At 63.9% G+C, this 14,625-nt stretch carries 16 protein-coding genes and 1 pseudogene; 6 read left to right on the plus strand and 11 right to left on the minus strand.

The window, feature by feature from the left end; genetic code table 11:
- Positions 1-124 precede the first annotated feature (124 nt).
- Positions 125-1,336 carry a carboxymuconolactone decarboxylase family protein gene (locus AB4099_RS28410; RefSeq protein WP_441480565.1) on the minus strand — a complete coding sequence of 404 codons (1,212 nt, stop codon included), beginning with the start codon at positions 1,334-1,336 and terminating at the stop codon, positions 125-127.
- A 157-nt stretch (positions 1,337-1,493) separates the two neighbouring features.
- Here AB4099_RS28410 and AB4099_RS28415 point away from each other — a divergent pair, with 157 nt between their 5' ends.
- From AB4099_RS28415 to AB4099_RS28425, 3 genes are all read left to right on the plus strand, one after another.
- Positions 1,494-2,408 (plus strand): LysR family transcriptional regulator, encoded by a 915-nt coding sequence (locus tag AB4099_RS28415; protein ID WP_441480566.1) that lies wholly within the window; start codon positions 1,494-1,496, stop codon positions 2,406-2,408.
- An 804-nt stretch (positions 2,409-3,212) separates the two neighbouring features.
- Positions 3,213-3,536 carry a calcium-binding protein gene (locus tag AB4099_RS28420; protein WP_441480584.1) on the plus strand — a complete coding sequence of 108 codons (324 nt, stop codon included), beginning with the start codon at positions 3,213-3,215 and terminating at the stop codon, positions 3,534-3,536.
- Positions 3,533-3,922 (plus strand): hypothetical protein, encoded by a 390-nt coding sequence (locus tag AB4099_RS28425; RefSeq protein WP_441480567.1) that lies wholly within the window; start codon positions 3,533-3,535, stop codon positions 3,920-3,922. Before AB4099_RS28420 ends, AB4099_RS28425 begins: the two co-directional genes overlap by 4 nt.
- 237 nt (positions 3,923-4,159) lie before the next feature.
- Here AB4099_RS28425 and AB4099_RS28430 read toward each other — a convergent pair whose 3' ends face one another.
- Positions 4,160-4,375, minus strand: coding sequence for a hypothetical protein (locus tag AB4099_RS28430; RefSeq protein WP_441480568.1), 216 nt, complete (start codon positions 4,373-4,375; stop codon positions 4,160-4,162).
- A 34-nt stretch (positions 4,376-4,409) separates the two neighbouring features.
- Positions 4,410-5,144: pseudogene (locus AB4099_RS28435) on the minus strand (DinB/UmuC family translesion DNA polymerase); the annotation flags it as partial.
- 101 nt (positions 5,145-5,245) lie between these two features.
- On the opposite strand from AB4099_RS28435, the gene AB4099_RS28440 reads away from it, so the two are divergent.
- Both AB4099_RS28440 and AB4099_RS28445 read left to right on the plus strand, forming a co-directional pair.
- Positions 5,246-5,518, plus strand: coding sequence for a DUF1236 domain-containing protein (locus tag AB4099_RS28440; protein WP_441480569.1), 273 nt, complete (start codon positions 5,246-5,248; stop codon positions 5,516-5,518).
- A 75-nt stretch (positions 5,519-5,593) separates the two neighbouring features.
- On the plus strand, positions 5,594-5,866 hold the full coding sequence (locus tag AB4099_RS28445) for a hypothetical protein (protein WP_441480570.1): 273 nt from the start codon (positions 5,594-5,596) through the stop codon (positions 5,864-5,866).
- A 104-nt stretch (positions 5,867-5,970) separates the two neighbouring features.
- Here AB4099_RS28445 and AB4099_RS28450 read toward each other — a convergent pair whose 3' ends face one another.
- From AB4099_RS28450 to AB4099_RS28485, 8 genes are all read right to left on the minus strand, one after another.
- The gene (locus tag AB4099_RS28450) at positions 5,971-7,017 is read right to left on the minus strand and encodes a hypothetical protein (protein WP_441480571.1); all 1,047 of its coding nucleotides are present in this window, start codon (positions 7,015-7,017) and stop codon (positions 5,971-5,973) included.
- Between the two features lie 409 nt (positions 7,018-7,426).
- Positions 7,427-7,828, minus strand: a complete 402-nt coding sequence (locus AB4099_RS28455; protein ID WP_441480572.1) for a GlcG/HbpS family heme-binding protein — start codon at positions 7,826-7,828, stop codon at positions 7,427-7,429.
- A gap of 15 nt (positions 7,829-7,843) precedes the next feature.
- Positions 7,844-8,590 (minus strand): SDR family NAD(P)-dependent oxidoreductase, encoded by a 747-nt coding sequence (locus AB4099_RS28460; protein WP_441480573.1) that lies wholly within the window; start codon positions 8,588-8,590, stop codon positions 7,844-7,846.
- Positions 8,591-8,594: 4 nt separating this feature from the next.
- A complete protein-coding gene (locus tag AB4099_RS28465) occupies positions 8,595-9,707 on the minus strand; it encodes an ABC transporter ATP-binding protein (RefSeq protein WP_441480574.1) in 1,113 nt (370 codons plus the stop codon).
- Positions 9,708-9,712: 5 nt separating this feature from the next.
- Positions 9,713-10,534 carry a carbohydrate ABC transporter permease gene (locus tag AB4099_RS28470; RefSeq protein WP_441480575.1) on the minus strand — a complete coding sequence of 274 codons (822 nt, stop codon included), beginning with the start codon at positions 10,532-10,534 and terminating at the stop codon, positions 9,713-9,715.
- Positions 10,531-11,448 carry a carbohydrate ABC transporter permease gene (locus AB4099_RS28475; protein WP_441480576.1) on the minus strand — a complete coding sequence of 306 codons (918 nt, stop codon included), beginning with the start codon at positions 11,446-11,448 and terminating at the stop codon, positions 10,531-10,533. The genes AB4099_RS28470 and AB4099_RS28475 overlap by 4 nt, the downstream gene beginning before the upstream one ends.
- A gap of 6 nt (positions 11,449-11,454) precedes the next feature.
- Complete coding sequence (locus AB4099_RS28480) at positions 11,455-12,750, minus strand: extracellular solute-binding protein (RefSeq protein WP_441480577.1); 1,296 nt, start codon at positions 12,748-12,750, stop codon at positions 11,455-11,457.
- 32 nt (positions 12,751-12,782) lie between these two features.
- On the minus strand, positions 12,783-13,466 hold the full coding sequence (locus AB4099_RS28485) for a FadR/GntR family transcriptional regulator (RefSeq protein WP_441480578.1): 684 nt from the start codon (positions 13,464-13,466) through the stop codon (positions 12,783-12,785).
- 100 nt (positions 13,467-13,566) lie between these two features.
- Between AB4099_RS28485 and AB4099_RS28490 the strand changes: the two genes are divergently transcribed.
- Positions 13,567-14,625, plus strand: a 1,059-nt coding sequence (locus tag AB4099_RS28490) for an enolase C-terminal domain-like protein (RefSeq protein ID WP_441480579.1), incomplete at its 3' end; no start/stop codon positions are given.

A 14,625-nucleotide genomic window follows, 5' to 3' on the forward strand; every position in this document is an offset into this window, starting at 1 on the left:
CGGCGTGCGACGAGATGGCGCCGACAATTGTGGCGAGGTGCGATCCGGGCGATGGCCGGGCGGCCTGGCCGATAGTCAGCACGATCCCTGAGCAAGTTGCCGTATGCGGCGGCAACCAAGCACTTCATTCGGGGCGCTTGGCGAATTCCTCGCCGGCAATCCGCACCGCCTGTTGCACGACGGGATAGCCGCTGTAGGGCACGAGGTTGAGGAGGGTTTCGAGCACCTCCTTGCGGCTCGCGCCGGCATTGAGTGCCGCGTTGATGTGGACACGCAGCGGGGCTTCCGTAGTCGTGGTCGCGACCGCCGCCAAGGCCGCGCAGGCCGTCAGCTCGCGGATTATAGGATCGATGCCTGGTCGTGAGAAAACGTCGCCGTACGAGTGCTCGACGATCATCCGACCGATATCCGGTGCAATGTCGTCGAAGCTGCGGATGACCGTTTCACCGGATGCTCCGGAGGTCTGTGCAAGTGTCGCGAGCCCGCGCTTCCGACGCAACTCCCGGCTCTCGGACAGTTGTGCCGCCGCGGATGGCGCCGTGATCGCTGTAGCGCCGCGGTCTGCCGAGAAGGCCCGTTGGGCGAGACCGAAGGCGTTGAGTGCGGCGGGAAATCCGGCATAGACGCTAAGCTGCATTAGCGCCTCGGCAATCTCTGCAGGCGACAGGCCCTGCTTGAGGGCGACTTTGAGATGGAAATCGAGAGCGTCGTCGCGGTTGCCGGTCGCCGCCAGCATCGAAATGATGGCGAGGTGCTTGGCCTTCGGTTCCAACCCCTCGCGCGCCAGCGACTCGCCGAAGGCGAATTCAATCGACCAGCGTGCAAGGTCCGGCGAGATCGCTTCAAGAGGCCGCAGATGGCCTTCGCCGTTGACCGCTAGGAGGGCTTCCAGTCCGCGCCGGTATCGCTGCGTTCCGTCGTCGCTTGCCGGTGGCGGGGCCTCGAAGGTGATGCCTCGCTCCTGGAAGATCTCGCGCGCCAGGGCGATCGAAACGACGGCGGAGGGGAAGCCGAGAACCGCCACGGATACGAACAGCAACTCGACCAAATCCTGCGGTCTCCCGCCGGCGTTGAGGAAGCCTGTCATATGAAACTTGAGCTGCGGTTTGACGCTGCCCAGCGCCATCAAACAAGAGACGGTGCAAATCTGCCGTAGCGGCAAACTCAGTCCCGGGCGGGAGAGAATATCGCCATAAGAATATTCGACCGTAAAACGCGCCAACTCCGGCGACGCCTCTGCAAGGCGTTTGATCGGCAAGTCAAAACCCTCGCCGCCGATCCGCTGGAGAACCTTCATGCCGCGTTCGAAACGCTCGCCGTTTGCGTCTTGAGCCATGGTCTGCTGGGCTCCCATCAAGCCGCTTCATGAAGAGGGTTTCGGGGGGCATGACTTCGGCCATGCGGCGCCATAGAGCCGCCGCCCCGTGTGCCCCTATCAGAGATTCATCGCTGAACGATTGCGATAAATCCAATTCATTAATAATATCATCGTCATGAATGCGGTTCATCTTGCCAATATCGATCTGAATCTGCTGGTGGTGTTCGATGCCGTGTTTGCAGAAGGTCATGCCACGCGCGCAGCCGAACGGATCGGGCTGACCCAGCCGGCCGTGAGCCACGCGCTCAACCGGCTGCGTGCTTTGTTCGGCGATCCACTCTTCGTCCGCTCGCCGCGTGGCATGGTGCCGACTTCGCTGGCCCAAGACATCGCGCCGAACGTGCGATCTATCCTCGAGCAGGTGCAAGGCGTACTGCGTGGCGGGCGTGCTTTCGACCCGACCGCGAGCACACGGCAGTTCGTCCTCGGTCTCTCGGACTATGCCGCCTTCGTGCTTCTGCCTCGCCTGACCGCACGCCTCGACCAAGAGGCGCCGGGCCTGTCTCTCGTCGCCCGCAATACGAGCCGGAGCGTCGGCCTGCCGATGCTGGAGGATGGAACGGTCGAACTGATCGCGGGCAACTTTCCGGAGCCGCCGACACACATGCGGGAGGAACTGCTCTACGAAGAAGACTTCATCTGCGCCGGCCGCGGCGACCACCCCAATCTCGGCGAACCGCTCGATCTCGACCGATATTTGGCCCTTCGCCACATTCAGGTCTCGATGAGGGGCAATCCGAGCGGCTATGTCGACGCCGTGCTGGCGGAAAGAGGGCTCAAGCGAAATGTGGCCGTAACCGTCGGACACTTCCTGATGGCCCCAATGCTGGTGGACGCCTCCGATCTCGTGGCGACGGAACCACGCCGCCTCTTTACGCCGCTTGCCGGCCGCCTACCCCTCAGGCTCTTCCCGCCGCCGATCGACATTCCCCAGTTCCGGGTGGTGCAGACATGGCACTCAAGGCACGATGCTGATCCGGGCCATCAGTGGCTGCGGCGCATTCTCCGGGAAGTCGGTCAACAGGCATAAGTCACTAATCTACGGGCGACCCCCTGAACGGTCCCGCTCACTCGGCGCTTCATCGTCGGCCCATACTACTAGGTAGTTCGATGGCGTCGGACATTTCCGCGGCAGACGGCCAAAGGCGTCGCACGTTAAATTCGATTCCTGAGCGCGAAGCCGAGCTGAACCGGGCCAATCACTCTGCGGCAATTTGGAGGGCTAGCGTAGACATGGTGCCCATCATCGTGGAGCCGTAGCCCGCCAGCCCCGCCGATTCCCACTCGAGCGGTTCCGACCCGAGTTGATCTTCATTGAAAACGTGCCTGGCATAGCGGTCGGCAAGAGCGACGAGAGCGCTCCGCTCGATCGCCTTATCGAATGGCTCGGCCGCAACGGCTACCTGCCCGACATCTTGGCACACTTCGTTGAGTGTGGTCTCCTGTCCCTTGTGGAAGTATGCTCTTGGGGAGGCGTGGGCGAGCTCTCATTCACGAGGCATATCAGGTTTCCATGTCAGGCCATGCGATCCACATCAAGATCGACGGAAGAACCTACTCGGGGACCTTCAAAGTTGACCGAAAGATGCTGATCGTCACAACAACCTACGGCAGCAAATCCGCCGAAACGAACCCGCGGGTGGCACATGAGACCCTTGCTCACCAACTCCTTCAGGAACTTGTCCAGCAGGAAAAGTCGCGCAAGGGCTCGACGCTCTGACGAAAGGCGTGCGCTCGGCATTGTCACGGGAATGGTGTGATCTGAGCCTGCCACGGTAGGGTAGGAGCATACAGCACCGATTTCGTCATCGCGGGCACGAATGGCGATGATGTCATCACCGGCACGCCGGGCGACGACCAGATCTTCGCGGCCGGCGGCAATGACCAGGTCACTGCGCTTGCTGGCGATGACGAGGTCCATGGCGGCGCCGGCGACGATATCCTCGATGGCGGTCCGGGCGGCTTCGACAATCTGTTTGGCGACGCGGGCAATGACCGACTGACGCTGGCGACGAGCGACGGCGGCGGCACGGCGTTTGGCGGCGAGGGCGACGATGTCATGTTCGGCAGCGACACCTCCTTCAACAACTTCGACAACACGCTGCGGGCGAGGCCGGCAACGACGAGCTGCATGCCGGCGCGGTCGGCACATCCATGAACGGGGAAGGCGGCTCGGATTGGCTGATCAGCGGTGCGGCCGACGACCAGATGGAGGCCGGACGCGACGAGTTCGGTTTCGAGCTGGACAATCCGCAGGATCTGTTCGTCTACAGCGGAACCGGGCGCTGGAGCGAGGAAGGCAGCTTCTTCGGCGACACGGTCTCCGGCTTCCAGGATGGTTCGGACCTGTTCGACCTGCGCGGTAGCGGCCTGCAATTCTCCGACCTGTCGATCGTCAACGAGGAATTCGAAACGACGATCACCTCGGTGCGCGGGAATATCTCGGTCTTCGTGAATGCCGGGCAGGAGGTTTTCCTCGACCAGGATGATTTCCTGTTCGACCCGGCGCCCGCGCCGTTCTCGACCGATCCGCTGTTTATCTAACGGGCTCGGAGGCTAACGACTTCACCCGGAACAGGAGCCCAAGCGGTCCATCCTGTTCCGGACTTGGGCCACCCTCCGCCGAACTTTGCCCCAGACACCGGATGAGAGCCTCGATTGGGTCGGACATCACTAGCGAGCCAGAAATGGGCGCTGGTAGGATGGCAGCCTTCCTCGCCCTGTCGACGAGATTGCGCAGCGTACCATGAGAAGCGTCGCCGCGGCCATCGAGCCGATGCTTTAGCGCCAGCTCGAACGCACCAAACGCCTGCGCTTCGCGTCATAGTCGAAAAAGGCGTAGATGATGGTGTTTCGCGCGCGATCGAAACCCGCCACCACATCAGCCGGTGCGGTCCCTTTGAGGCCGAAGCGGCGGGTTACACCGTTCTGGACCACACAGAGATCGGCAAAGCGCGGGTCAGGCTGCAAAATACTCTCGACCGTCTTGAAGGCCATGTGACTGATCCGGTTCAGAGGGACGACATGCCGTCTAGATCATGAGACTGAGCTGGTCCGGGTCCTCGTGCTGTTCGCCTTCAAAGGACGACAACGTGACGCCTATCAACCGGATGCCTTTTTGGGTCGGGAATAGTGGATCGAGGAGGCCGCACGCGATGCTCTCCACCTCCGATGCTGATCCCGGCGGCAGGCCGACTGTGCGGCTGCGCGTGATCTGCTGAAAATCGGCGTACTTCACCTTCAAGGTCACGGTTCGCCCGTGCAGCCCCTTCGCTTCGCAATGGCGCCAGACCTTTGCGACCAACGGTGTGACCTCGGAGTGCGCCGCGTCGAGGTCGAAGATATCGACCGCGAAGGTATCCTCGGCGCCGACCGATTTCCGCTGCCGGTCGGGCTGGACCGGGCGCTCATCGATCCCGCGCGAGATCCTGTAATACCAGGCGCCGGACTTCCCGAAATGCTCCTGCAGGGAGGCGAGTGGCTTCGCCCTGAGGTCGGCGCCGGTCAAAATGTCGAGCCGCTCCATCTTGGTTGCGGTGGCCGGTCCGACCCCGTGGAATTTCTTGACCGCGAGCGCCTCGACGAATGGCGGTCCCATGCGTGGCGTGATGATGGCCTGGCCGTTGGGCTTGTTCAGATCGCTCGCCATTTTGGCCAGAAATTTGCAGTAGGAGATGCCGGCCGAAGCATTGAGGCCCGTCACCTCCTTAATGCGCGCGCGGATCCGCGTGGCGATCTCGGTCGCGGTCGGGATGGCCTGCTTGTTGTCGGCGGATCATCAGGCGGCCTGCCCCGTCCGGAGCCGCTAGCGGCGCGGCCACAGGTGCGGTCGGCGGCGCGATCGTCGGTGGACCTGCGGGGGCAGCGGTGGGTGCAGTCGGCGGCGCTGCTGCGGGCGCGATTGTCGGCGGAATAGCGGCCGACCAGCGCACCGAATTCCGCACTTATGTGAGGGAACAGAAGGTGCCATCGGTGGCTTATCGCGAGAAGGTGGTGGTCGGCGCAACGCTGCCAGACACGGTCACCTATCGCGAGGTTCCGGCTCGCTACGGCAAGACCGAGTATCGCTACACCGTGGTCAATGACCAGACCGTCCTGGTCGAGCCGAAGACCCGCAAGATCGTGCAGATCATCGAATGATCGAATGGAGCCCACCCCCGACAGGGTGGGCTCCATTCGATCGGGTTCACACTGATCAACAAAGGAGACAGCGCCATGTTACGGCCAATCCTGTTCGCCGCTGCTGTCGCGGCTACCGCCGCCTTCAGTGCTCCGGCGCAAGCGCAGGTCCAGTTAGAGTTCGGAATCGACCGGCCGGGCTATGATGGTCCGCGCTATCACGAGCCCCGTGGCTACCGCTTTGCCGGGGAACGGCGTGGCTTCCGAGGCCCCGCTGTTCTCGACGATGACGATTGCCGCACTGTCATAAAGCGTCGGGTCAATCGCTACGGCGAGCTTGTCGAGCGCCGGATGCACATCTGCGACTGACGCCTGGCGACCAAGCAGCGGGAGTATTGGTGCTTACCAAAGCCCGCTGCATGGTCATGAGGAGGAACCGATGCGAAAGTTGCGAAGGTCTGTGCGGAGGGCCATCACGGTCCGATGTCATACATCACAAGACGTGAGCGGCAGCTGATCCACGCAGCACTGCTATCCCGCGAAAAGCCAATCGCACATTCGCTCATCCCAGGGCTGGGTATCTCTTGAAGCACCTCGCCCGTTTCCATGGAAATGAGGGCAGCGGTTGGTCCTCGATCTTCTGTGAGCATCAAGATCAGCGCGTATCGGCCATCCCGGCTGATCGCAGGCACGCCGTAGCTCGACGATGCCTTTGCTGCCCCACTGACGGACCAGATCAGCCTTCCGCTTGGCAATTCACGCAGTTCGGCGCTGGTGCCTGTGTCAGGTGTCCATTGGGAACAGTCCGAGCCGCTGCGATCGCAGTTTCCGCCGAATGCGCGCAAATTCTTCATCACAAGCACGTTGCGGCCGTCGGGACTGAGCGCGAACTCTGTCCGCCAGATCGTGACGCCGACAGGGACGATCTGGGGCCGCTCACCTTGAACCCACAGGACCCATTGATTGGGTGAGAAGGCGATCAGGGCATGGATACGGCCATCGGCGCCCATAACCGATGCGACCGCATTGGTTCTGGCATTCCCGGTGAGGCCGGGGACAGCATTCTTCTCGATTGATTGTATGACTTGCCCGGTGCGCGCATTCACGAACGCGATGGTCGGTTGTGGATCAGCATGCTCTGGTTGGTAGTAGGCGCCCCTGGTCCCGAAAGCGGCCACGGCCATTCCAGCTTGCCCCGCCCAGTATAGCTCGTCTAGGGGGCCGGCCGGGCTCAGGAGGTCCGGCAGTTGCCGCGTCGTGCCGTCCACCGAAAAGAGGAACGGCTTGAGCGGCCCCAGGGCGAAGCCGCCAGGTTTCGAGGTCTCCTGTCTGACACCCAGGACCGAGCGCGCGTCCTCCGACCACGCGAACGGCAGGTCGCCACCGGGAATGAGGCCGGTCACGCGCCCATCGAAGCGTTGGAGAACGGGCTCATCCTCCATAGCGGCGAGCCATAAGCCATTGACGCTGTCGAAAACGAAGACAGCGCTCCCGTCCAGCGACAGTGTCGGCGGAGACACGGGATAATTGCTTAGCGGAAATCGGAGGCAATGGACCTTCGCAAGCGTCAGCGGGCCGGCGCCGAAAGGTGCATAGACCGCGACAGGATCAGTGGCCCCGCTGCCGCATCCAACGACCACTGGAGTGGCCGCTCCCGCCCCACAAGCCGTGAATGTCGCCCACAGAAGCAGAGTTAGCACTGGGAAACGATAGCGCATGATGCCCCGCGCAAAGTTGGGTCCTGGTGTGAGGCAAACCTGACGGTTTTGCTATTCTGCCGGCAGCGACCGGTTTTCGGTAGTCGCTACATATCCGGAAGCCACCCATCTCGGTCAGTGCGCTCGCATTGCAGCTACCCGTCCGCCTGGCGCCAGAACCGGACCTCGGGTGATGGCTGACAAGCGGACCGTTAAGCCCGAGCCCGGCCCTCTAATTCAATTCCCGAGCGGCGGCCGTCGCGCAGGTGTCGTCCGTCTCGGCGGTATCGCCGGAGATGCCAAGAGCGCCCAGCACCTGGTCCCCCTCGCGGATCACGACTCCGCCGGCTGCAGGCAGAAGCCGGCCCGATAGCAGGGTGGCCGCTGCCGAGAAGAAAGCCGGATTGGCCTCCACCCGCGCGACGAGATCGCGTGAATCCAGTCCGAGCGCGATGCAACTCCAGGCCTTCGCCAGGGCGAATTCGTGCCGGGCGATCGTGGCCCCGTCTGCGCGGGCCGAGGCGACGATATGGCCCCTCGCATCGACGACCACGGCCGCCAGCGGCCTGGCTCCGCGTGCTCGGCCAGCGGCAAGGGCTTCAGCGATCAGGCGTTGCGCCCGTTCAAGCGTCATGGCGTCCTTCCGCGATCAATAGGTGCAGCGCCCGCCCGAGAGGTCGAAGACCGAGGCGGTGGTGAAGCTGTTTTCGCGGCTAACGAGCCATGCGACCATCGCGGCGGCCTCGTCCACTTCGAGGAAGCGGCCACGCGGAATGCGAGACAGCATGTACTGGATAAACTCCTCCTTCAGCGTGTCGAGGATGCGCGTCTTGGCCGTGGCGGGCGAGATCGCATTCACCGCGATGTCGTAGCCGGCGAGCTCCTTGCCCAGCGATTTCGTCAGGCCGATCACGCCTGCCTTCGCCGCCGAATAAGCCGCCAGGTTGGGATTGCCCTCCTTGCCCGCCACCGAGGAGATATTGACGATCCGCCCGTAGTTTCGTGCCTTCATGCTGGGTACGACGACCTTGTTCACATAGAAGGTGCCGTTCAGGTTGACCTCGACGACCCGGCGCCATTCCTCCGGATCGTAGGCGTCGAGCGGAGCGTTGCTGCCGGCGATCCCGGCCGAATTGACAAGGATCGAGACTGGGCCGATTTCGGCTTCGACCACCTGGTGAGCGCGTGTCAGGCCGTCGAGATCCGTGATGTCGACCTGCCTGGCCGACGCGGCGCAGCCGAGCAGCATGAGCGCCGTCTTCAGCGCGTCCGCGTCGCGATCCCAGAGGCTGACTCGGGCGCCCGAGGCGACAAGGCACTTGGCAATGGCAAGGCCCAGCCCCTGCGCGCCGCCGGTGACGACGGCGACCTGATCGTCGAGGGAAATCCTGTTCATGGGCTCAGCCTGCAAGGTTCTGGTGGTAGTGAAGCGAAGCGCCGCCATCGGTTTCGAAGAAGCGCGCCTTGTCCGGATCGGCGAAGGAAAGGTCGATGGCCGCCCCGGCGGGAAGATCGACGGAGGGCGGCAGGAAGGCTGCGATCAGACGCTCGCCCACTTCGACGCGGACGAGGCTGCGCGAGCCAAGATATTCCACCGTTCGGACCCTGCCGCGGATGACCGCCGCCGCGGTCGGGGCGTATTGCAGGTCCTCGGGCCGGATGCCGACCGAAATCCTGTGTCCGGCCTTCTCCGCCACGGCAGGAAGCGGGATATCGAAGCCCGGGCCACGCAGCCTGCCATCCAGGGCCTCTCCGTCGAGGATGTTCATGCCGGGCTCGCCCAGGAACCGGGCAACGAAAAGATTGGCCGGGTTGTTGTAGAGCTCGCGCGGGCTGCCTGCCTGCTCGATCCGGCCGTTCGACATGACCACGACCAGATCCGACAGGGTCATCGCCTCGCTCTGGTCATGGGTGACATAGAGCATGGTGGCGCCGAGGCGTTGATGGATGTCCTTCAATTCGGACCGCATCTGGACGCGCAGCTGCTGGTCGAGATTCGAGAGCGGCTCGTCCAGCAGATAGACGGTAGGCGTCCGCACCATGGCCCGGCCGAGCGCCACGCGCTGGCGCTGGCCGCCCGAGATCTGGCGGGGAAAGCGGTCCAGCATCGCCTCGAGGCCCAGCATTTTCACCGCCGCGCGGACCTTGCGGTCGACCTCGACTTCGGGCGTGCGGCGACGCCGTGCGCGCAGAGGAAAGGCGATGTTCTCGTAGAGCGTCATATGCGGGTAGAGCGCGTAGGACTGGAACACCATGGCGATGTCGCGATCGGCCGGTCTCATCGTGGTGACGTCGCGGTCCCCGATCATGATCCGCCCTTCCGTCGGCGTTTCCAGACCGGCGATCATGCTGAGAGTCGTGCTCTTGCCGCAGCCCGAGGGGCCAAGCAGCGTTACGAACTGGCCGGGCTCTATCGAGATGTTGACGCCCGAAACCGCCCAGCCGGAGCCGTAGCTTTTCCCGACATTCTGGAAGCGTACAGATTGCGCCGTATTCGACCGGATCTGGGTCATGCGATTCAACCTTTGACGGACCCGTCGGCGAAACCACCGATCAGGAATTTTCTGAACAGAAGGAAGACCACCACCGGCGGGATCGTCGCGATGATCACGCCCGCCATCAGCGAGCCCCAGTCGCGGCCGTGAAAGCCCTGGAAGAAGATCAGTGCGACCTGAAGCGTGCGCAGCTCGGGCGAATCCACCATGGTCGAGCCGGTCACGTAGTCGTTCCAGCAATGCAGGAAGCCGAAGGTCGCCGCCGCCAGCAGCGCGGGCTTCGCCCCGGGGATCACGATCTTCCACACGGCCTCGGCACGCGAATAGCCGTCCATTTCGGCGGCCTGCTCCAGCTCCCGCGGGACGGTGGCGAAATGCGAACGGGTGACCCAGACCGCGAAGGGCAGGATGTGGCCGGCATAGAGGATCGGCAGGATCAACCAGGTGTTGTGCAGGCCGATGCTCGTCGCCAGCATTTGCGTCGGCAAGAGAACGGCGAAGCCCGGAACCGCCATGGTGCCCATGAACACGAGCAGAACCGCCGGCTTGCCCGCCACCGGATAGCGCATCAGCGCATAGCCCGCGGTTGCGCCGAGGATCAACGCCACCAGCACGGCCACGACCGTATAGGCCGAACTGTTCAGGAACGCCCAGTGGACACCCTCGGCCACCAGCTTGGCGTAGTGCTCGAGGGTCGGGTTTTGCGGCAGGATTTCGGGTGGAACGGCGAAGATGCGGTTGGTCGGTTTCAACGAGGTGGAGGCCGCCCAGAGGATCGGACCCAGGGCGACGATGCCGGCAAGCAGGCAGGCGACGAGAAGCGAGGTTCGGGACAGGATTTTCATGCGGCGGCTCCCGACTGCTTGCCCAGAATACGGATGTAGATGCCGATGAGCCCCATATTGATCAGGAACATCACTGCCGCGATGGCATTGCCTCGTCCCTGATCCAGCTCGACGAAGCCAGTGTGGTAGAGCAGATAGGCCAATGTGTTGGTCTGTCGGATCGGACCGCCACCGGTCAGGCCGATGATGAGCTGGACCTCGTTGAAATAGCTGATGGTCAGCATCGAGATCACGATCAGCAGCGAGGGGGCGAGCAAGGGCAGCGTGATCTTGCTGAAGCTCTCCCAGGCGCCGAGCCCGTCGACCGCCGCAGCCTTGTAGAGATCGCGTGGGATCTGACCGAGGCCACCGATCAGGATAATCGTAGCAAAGGCGAAGTTGCGCCACACCGCCACGATGATCAGCGTCGGCATGGCCAGTAGCGGGTCGGTCAGGAGATCCTGCGGCGGCAGGCCGAAGGCGTTGAAGGCCGCCCCCACCAGCCCGCCGGGCGACGGGACGAGGAGCCATTTCCACAGGAGTGCGACCACGATCGGGCTCATCGCCCACGGCACCAGAAGCACTGTCAGAAGAACGCTGCCCCAGCGGCCAAGGCGCCGGATGCCGATCGCCGCCAGCAGCGCCAGCGGGCCGGCAACCGCAAGCGCGGCGAAGGTGAAGAGCAGCGAACGGCCGATCGCCTGCCACGCGAAGGGGTCACGGAACAGCTCGACATAATTGCCAAGGCCGACGAAGCCCTCGTTCCCGAAGAAGAAGACCTTGTGCAGGCTCAGATAGAAACCGTAGAGCGCAGGCAGGATGTTGATGGCGATGACCAGCAGCAGGGCCGGCGCCACCAGCGACGAGCCGGTGAGCCTGACTCTCCGCGCGACGACGTCCAGGCCCCGCGGCGTTGCGAGAGACAGAGTTTGCATGGCGCGCTACCAGCCCAGCGTCGACTTCGCGCGTTCGAGAATGGCGTCCACGCTTTCCTTGGTTCCGATCAGCTCCTGCAGCGCCGTGTTCATCACCGGGAAGACCTTGGTGATGTTGGGCATGCGCTGCGGAAAGGTCATCACGCCCGGAGCCGCCAGCAGCGCGGTGAAGGCGCGGATATCCGACGCCTCCGGCGTCGAGAAGAAGAGCGCCTGCAGCAGGGAGCGGCGATCGGGCACGAGGCCTGCGGTCTTCGCCCACTCCATCGACGCCTCTTCGCTGAACAGGCTCTCGACGAACGCGGTCGCCGCGGCCGCGTTGGCGGATTTCGCCGAGACGCCCACCGTCCAGTACGGACCGAGCAGAACTGCAGGCGGGCGCGTCCCGAAGGCTGGCCAGGCCGACACCGCCAGATCCTTGCCTCTATAGCCGGCTGCGATTTGCTTGTACTGCTGGAAGCGTGGCGCGAAGGCCTGCACCATCGCGAAGCGGCCGGAGGCGAACTGGTCCTGGATATCGTCGCCCATCGCATTCAGCAGCGTCGGCGAGAGCGCTCCATTGGCGACAAGCTGTCTGACAACATTGGCGGCCTCCTTGGCCTCGGCGCTGGTCACGTTGAACTGGCCCGTTGCCGCATCGAAGATCGAGGGGCCGAACCCGGACAGGATGTTGATGAACGCCGAGACGCTGTTGTCGTTCGTCGGCAGGCCGAAACCCAACCGCTCGCCCTTGGTCAGCTTGCCGGCGGCGGCGATGAATGCGTCCCAGGTGAGCGGCGGAGCATCGAGTCCGAGTTCGGACAGCGCATCCTTGCGATAGAAGATCGCCTGAGCGGGGCTCGGCCAGAGCGGAAGCGAGATGCGCTTCTTGTTGAAGACCGACTTCTCGACGAAAACCGGATACAGATCGGGAAGCACCTTGGTCTTGAAGTCTTCCGACAGCAGAGCGTCCAGATCTGCCAGCGCACCGCGTTGCTGGACGAGATCGAGAAAGGTGTCACGCATCCAGATAACATCGGGCGCGCGGCCCTGAGCCGAGGCAGCGACGAATTTCACCTCGAGTTCCTGGAAGGGCTGGGCCTCGATCCTGACATCGACGCCGGGGTGCTTGGCCTTGAAGCGCTTGATGATCTCGCGCAGCACGACCTCGCGCGGCGACTGCCCGTCCGCTCCCAGAAAGGTCCAGACCCGGACCGTGCCCGACAGGCCCTGTGCGCCTGCCTGCTTTGGCAGACCCGCGAGCGTAAGCCCTACAGCGCCCGCGCGCAGCACCGACCGCCTGTCAAAGATCATCGAATTCATGAAATCAGCTCCTCCCCGAACGATTTTTTGGCTTACATCTGCAAGTCGCTGAGCACGCGCGTGCGGCCTGCCAGAAGGTGACGGCGCATCTCAGCGCGGGCGCGATCCCCGTCTCGCGCCGCGACAGCGGCGACGATAGCGCCATGCTCCAGGGCGATCAGCTCGCGGCGCTCCGCCATGGTCAGTACGGAGCGCTGTGCCGAAAGATTGCCCCAGCTGAAGATGTGCGAGGTCAGCCGCCCGAGGGCGTCCGACAGCTTGGGATTATGCGCGCAGACGGCCAGCGCAGCATGGAAGGCGACATCCTCCCGCTCGCCTCGCCCGGTCAGCAAGCTGGCAAGCAGCGCCTCCTGCGCCGCCTTGAGCCGCACCAGATCCTCATCGGTGCGCCTATCCGCGGCCAGGGCCGCGACCTCGCTTTCCAGCGCCAGCCGCACCTCGTGCCACTGGGCCAGCTCACGCACCGAGGAAATCGCCGAAAGCCTGACCATCTCGGGCGCGCCGCTGCGCACTGCAAAGGTGCCCGAGCCCTTGCGCGAGCGGACGATTCCCTCGGCGCGCAGCCGCGCCAGCGCCTCGCGGATACTGGCCCGCGACAAGCCGAACATCTCGGCGAAATCCGCTTCGGGCGGCAGCCGCGCGCCATCCGCGACATTGTCGATATAGCCGGCGATCTGCCTGTAGGCGATCGCCGAGCGGCTCTCTTCCGCGTCCATTGTGGCTGCCTTGTCCCGTTGACGGCCCTAAATCAGTCTGCTTAAAATCATGCTGTCAGACAGCATTGCCGATTGCAAGCCGAAATTGTCAGGAACCGCCATGAACAGATTGATAGGCACGCGACCGGAAGCTCGGATCGCACGGGTTGAAGTGCATGAGTTCGGCTACACGGTCGACGGCCTCGGGGTGGACGCCAGCGGCAACCGTTGCGTGATGAAGGGCGCGCAGTCGCGGCTGAGCGCCTTTGCCCTCAAGATCGAGACGCAGGACGGGCACCAGGGCGAGTATTGCAGCGTCCACAGCGGCAAGAACGGCGCCATGGTCGGGCAGGTCAAGGCTGCTGCGGGCCTGATTCTGGGAGAGGACGCCGAGGAGCGCGAGGCGATTTACAACAAGCTTAAACGCGCCCACCGCCACTATATGGCGATCGGCCATTCCGCGCTGGACATCGCGCTGTGGGACCTGGCCGGCAAGGCGGTCGGCCGCCCGGTCTGGCGGCTCCTGGGCGGCTACCGCCAGCGACTTCCGACCTACGCGAGCACACTGAATGGCGGCCGCAACGGGATTTTGGACAGCATCGAGGCCTATGCCGACTTCGCCGAGGAATGCCTCGCGCTCGGCTATCGCGGCTACAAGATCCATGGCTGGGGCGAAGGCGACCCGAAGGAAGAGGCCGCGAACCTGCTGCTCTGCGCCAGGCGCGTCGGCGGCCGGATGGAGCTGATGTACGACGCGGCTAGCGAGCTGCGCACGCTCGCCGACGCGATCTATGTCGGCAAGGCCTGCGATGAAGGCGGCTATCTCTGGTACGAGGACCCCTTCATGGACGCCGGCTGGTCTCCTCATGCCGCCCGGCAACTGAAGGAGAACATCCGCACCCCACTGATGCTGACCGAGCATGTGCGCGGCCTCGAAAGCAAGGCCGCCTGGCTCCGGGACAGGGCGACCGATTACCTGCGTGTCGATCCTGATTACGACATGGGCATCACAGGTACGATGAAGGTCGCGCATCTGGCCGAAGCATTCGGTCTCGACTGCGAGATTCATGCAGCCGGCCCCGCGCAGCGGCACTGCATGGCAGCGATGCGCAACTCCAGCTGGTACGAATTGTCTCTCGTCGCCCCCGGCGTCGCCAACCCTGTGCCTCCGGTCTTCGGC

The organism is Allobosea sp. 2KB_26, assembly GCF_052115715.1.
In the GTDB taxonomy this organism is placed as follows: domain Bacteria; phylum Pseudomonadota; class Alphaproteobacteria; order Rhizobiales; family Beijerinckiaceae; genus Allobosea.

Excerpts from the sequence above, each read along its gene's own strand:
- AB4099_RS28410 (WP_441480565.1), bottom strand. The coding sequence starts at position 1,336 with ATGGCTCAAGACGCAAACGGCGAGCGTTTCGAACGCGGCATGAAGGTT.
- AB4099_RS28415 (WP_441480566.1), top strand. The coding sequence starts at position 1,494 with ATGAATGCGGTTCATCTTGCCAATATCGATCTGAATCTGCTGGTGGTG.
- AB4099_RS28425 (WP_441480567.1), top strand. The coding sequence starts at position 3,533 with ATGAACGGGGAAGGCGGCTCGGATTGGCTGATCAGCGGTGCGGCCGAC.
- AB4099_RS28430 (WP_441480568.1), bottom strand. The coding sequence starts at position 4,375 with ATGGCCTTCAAGACGGTCGAGAGTATTTTGCAGCCTGACCCGCGCTTT.
- AB4099_RS28445 (WP_441480570.1), top strand. The coding sequence starts at position 5,594 with ATGTTACGGCCAATCCTGTTCGCCGCTGCTGTCGCGGCTACCGCCGCC.
- AB4099_RS28455 (WP_441480572.1), bottom strand. The coding sequence starts at position 7,828 with ATGACGCTTGAACGGGCGCAACGCCTGATCGCTGAAGCCCTTGCCGCT.
- AB4099_RS28460 (WP_441480573.1), bottom strand. The coding sequence starts at position 8,590 with ATGAACAGGATTTCCCTCGACGATCAGGTCGCCGTCGTCACCGGCGGC.
- AB4099_RS28465 (WP_441480574.1), bottom strand. The coding sequence starts at position 9,707 with ATGACCCAGATCCGGTCGAATACGGCGCAATCTGTACGCTTCCAGAAT.
- AB4099_RS28470 (WP_441480575.1), bottom strand. The coding sequence starts at position 10,534 with ATGAAAATCCTGTCCCGAACCTCGCTTCTCGTCGCCTGCCTGCTTGCC.
- AB4099_RS28475 (WP_441480576.1), bottom strand. The coding sequence starts at position 11,448 with ATGCAAACTCTGTCTCTCGCAACGCCGCGGGGCCTGGACGTCGTCGCG.
- AB4099_RS28480 (WP_441480577.1), bottom strand. The coding sequence starts at position 12,750 with ATGAATTCGATGATCTTTGACAGGCGGTCGGTGCTGCGCGCGGGCGCT.
- AB4099_RS28485 (WP_441480578.1), bottom strand. The coding sequence starts at position 13,466 with ATGGACGCGGAAGAGAGCCGCTCGGCGATCGCCTACAGGCAGATCGCC.